Source organism: Pseudoduganella sp. RAF53_2 (genome assembly GCF_052113985.1).
Lineage (GTDB): Bacteria > Pseudomonadota > Gammaproteobacteria > Burkholderiales > Burkholderiaceae_D > Rugamonas.
In genome coordinates, this window is sequence record NZ_JBFRDW010000709.1 from 1 (window position 1) to 2943 (window position 2943).

The 2943-nt window shown below is 63.1% G+C and carries 3 protein-coding genes and 3 tRNA genes; 1 reads left to right on the forward strand and 5 read right to left on the reverse strand.

Annotated features, from left to right (window positions below; translation table 11 throughout):
• On the forward strand, positions 1-713 hold a 713-nt coding region (locus AB4Z11_RS28185; RefSeq protein ID WP_442029136.1), incomplete at its 5' end, for an NmrA family NAD(P)-binding protein.
• A 51-nt stretch (positions 714-764) separates the two neighbouring features.
• Here AB4Z11_RS28185 and AB4Z11_RS28190 read toward each other — a convergent pair.
• From AB4Z11_RS28190 to AB4Z11_RS28210, 5 genes are all read right to left on the reverse strand, one after another.
• Positions 765-849: transfer RNA gene (locus tag AB4Z11_RS28190), tRNA-Leu, on the reverse strand.
• A gap of 32 nt (positions 850-881) precedes the next feature.
• Positions 882-966: transfer RNA gene (locus AB4Z11_RS28195), tRNA-Leu, on the reverse strand.
• A gap of 116 nt (positions 967-1082) precedes the next feature.
• A complete protein-coding gene (locus tag AB4Z11_RS28200; RefSeq protein ID WP_442029137.1) occupies positions 1083-1880 on the reverse strand; it encodes an APH(3')-I family aminoglycoside O-phosphotransferase in 798 nt (265 codons plus the stop codon).
• Positions 1881-2067: 187 nt separating this feature from the next.
• Positions 2068-2152: transfer RNA gene (locus AB4Z11_RS28205), tRNA-Leu, on the reverse strand.
• 1 nt (position 2153) lies between these two features.
• Positions 2154-2943 (reverse strand): ATP-binding cassette domain-containing protein (locus AB4Z11_RS28210; RefSeq protein ID WP_442029138.1); only part of this gene is annotated, 790 nt, incomplete at its 5' end.

The window sequence follows — 2943 nt, forward strand, 5'->3', positions numbered from 1 at the left end:
GCGTGGTGGTGCGCCGTGCCGACTATAACGATCCGGCGTCGCTGGATGCGGCCTTCGACGGCGCGCAGAAAGTGCTGCTGATTTCGTCCAGCGAGATTGGCCAGCGTGACGCCCAGCATCGTAATGTGGTCGATGCGGCCAAACGCGCGCAGGTGAAGCTGCTGGCCTACACCAGCGTGCTGCGTGCGGACACTTCGCGCCTCGGCCTGGCGGCGGAACACGTGGCCACCGAGCAGGCGATCCGCGCCAGCGGCCTGCCATTCTCCTTCCTGCGCAACGGCTGGTACTACGAGAACTTCAGCTCGCGCATCCAGGCCGGCGCAGCGCATGGCACGGTGGTGGGCAGCTCGGGCAATGGCCGTATCGCGGCAGCGGCACGCGCCGATTATGCGGCGGCGGCAGTGGCGGTGCTGACGGCGGCAGCGCCGGAGCCGGTGTACGAGCTTGGCGGCAGTGCGCCGTTCACCCTGGCCGAGTTGGCTGCCGAAGTGGCGCGTCAATCCGGCCGCGAGGCTGCGTATCAGGATCTGCCGCAGGCGGAGTTCAAGAAAGTGCTGCTTGGCCTGGGTGTGCCGGAAGTGTATGCCGAGCTGATTTCGGATTCCGACGCCGCCGCAGCGGGCGGTGCGCTGGATGACAACACGCGCACCCTGGAGCGCCTGATTGGCCGCGCGCCGCGCACGCTGGCGGATGCGGTAAAAGCAGCGCTGTAATGCAAAACGCCGCAAGCTCGTGAAAGCTTGCGGCGTTTTAGCGGAATTCTGTGGTGCCCACGGAGGGACTCGAACCCCCACACCTCGCGGCACATGGACCTGAACCATGCGCGTCTACCAATTCCGCCACGTGGGCACTGGTACTGCAGTGACTTTGAAAACAGCGTTTGGTGCCCACGGAGGGACTCGAACCCCCACACCTCGCGGCACATGGACCTGAACCATGCGCGTCTACCAATTCCGCCACGTGGGCGCTGTTTTCTTTGTCTCCGTTGCGGTGTTCAGCAACAGAAGGCACGCATCTTAAAGGTCGAAGCGGTTTCGGTCAAGTGCAATTTGTGCTTTTGTGAAATTATTTACCACGCCTTGTCAGAAAAACTCGTCCAGCATCAGGTGGAAGCGTAATTTGCGCTGGTCCGGCTGGCGGACGCCATAGCTTTCGAACATCTGCCGTTGCAGGTCCGGCCCGAATTCGCCCAGGCAGTTGTGCAGGATGGCCAGGTCCTGATAGCGGTCGGCGATGCCGGCGCGGCCAACATCGATGCAGCCGGCCACTTCGCCATCCTGCACAAATAGGTTATCCAGCGAGAAGTCGCCGTGGGTGACGACAGGATCGGCGGCCATTGGCAGCAGGTCGGTCATCTCTTGCCAGACCTGGGCTGCGGTTTGGCCGGCGCGCTCGTCGTCGAAATCGTCTTCATCAACCAGCCCGGCGACCATGCGCGCGTGGGCACGGGCGAGGCGGAATTCGAGGCTGCTGTTGAATGGGCAATCGGTGACGGGGATGGCATGCAGTCGCTGCAGGAATCGGCTAATGGCGTCGACGATGGCGGGGCCACGTTCCGGTGCTGCGGCGAGCAGTTCGTAGGCGGTCCGGCCGGGCAGGGCGTCCATCAGCAGCCAGGCTTCGCTGGCGTCGCAGCTGAATTGGCGGACGGCGGGAACGGCGATATGCGCCGAGAGCCAGCGCAGGCGGGTGGTTTCGGCAAGCAGGTCGTCGGCGACAGTTCCCCGGCCATGCTTCAGATACAGGTCTGGCTGACCGTGAAGATGGTAGACGGCGCCGCCGGATTCACCAACAGTGTTGCGCGACCAGGTATAGCCTTCGATGTGTGCCGCAATGCTGGCAGGTACTGGCACGGCGGCGCAGGGATGTTCACGGTTCAAGCGAGGACTCCGGGTGGATCGCGATGGTTGTCGATCTTAACATCACGCGAGCACTGCTTGTGGTGCAGGATCAGGTGCAACAGACCGCCGGCCGGGCGGCCCATGAAGCGGGTCAGGCACGTCGGCGCTGTAGAAAAGAAAAACGCCGCAAACTCATGAAAGCTTGCGGCGTTTTTCGCGGAATTCCTGGTGCCCACGGAGGGACTCGAACCCCCACACCTCGCGGCACATGGACCTGAACCATGCGCGTCTACCAATTCCGCCACGTGGGCATTACTGTGCGTTGCAACAGCGGGGCGCATTGTGACCGACGGCGAGGCTGGCGTCAATAGCAACTGGTGCATCAAATTCATAAGCGCTCGCGTCGTGCACTTCCCATTCGCCGTCGCCCATCAGACGCAGCACGTGGGTGTGGTGGCGCAGCACGGCGGCGCGGTGTGCGACGCTGATCAGCGTGGCGCCACTGTCGCGCAGGCGCGCGTAGAGCGAGGCTTCGTTGCCGCTGTCGAGTGCGCTGGTGGCTTCGTCGAGGATGACGATGTTTGGCTTGTGCACCAGCACGCGTCCGAACGCCAGGCGCTGCTGCTCGCCGACCGATAGCAACTTTTCCCAGTCATTGACCGCATCCAGGCCGCCCACGCGCTCGACCAGTCTGGGCAGATGAACCTGTTCCAGTATTTCCAGCAACTGTTCGTCGCTCAGGTCTGACTCGACGCTGGGGTAGATGAGCTGGCTGCGTAGCGTGCCCGATTGCAGATAGGGTTGCTGCGGCAGGAAGAAAAAGTCCTCGATGGGCGGTTGATGAATCACGCCGCTGCCTGTATTCCACAAACCCGCTATCGCACGCAACAGCGAGCTTTTGCCGCAGCCGCTGTCGCCGGTAATGAGCAGGGCATCGCCTGGCTTCAGGATCAGGCTCAGTTCCTTGATGAGCACGCGTTCGGATTGCGGGGGATGCAGCGTCAAGGCTTCCAGCGCGAGATGCTCGCCTGGGCGCGTTTGAATGCGCGGATGCTGCTTGTCGTCGGTCTTGCTTGCCGGGCTCGGCTCCACGAGGTTGGAC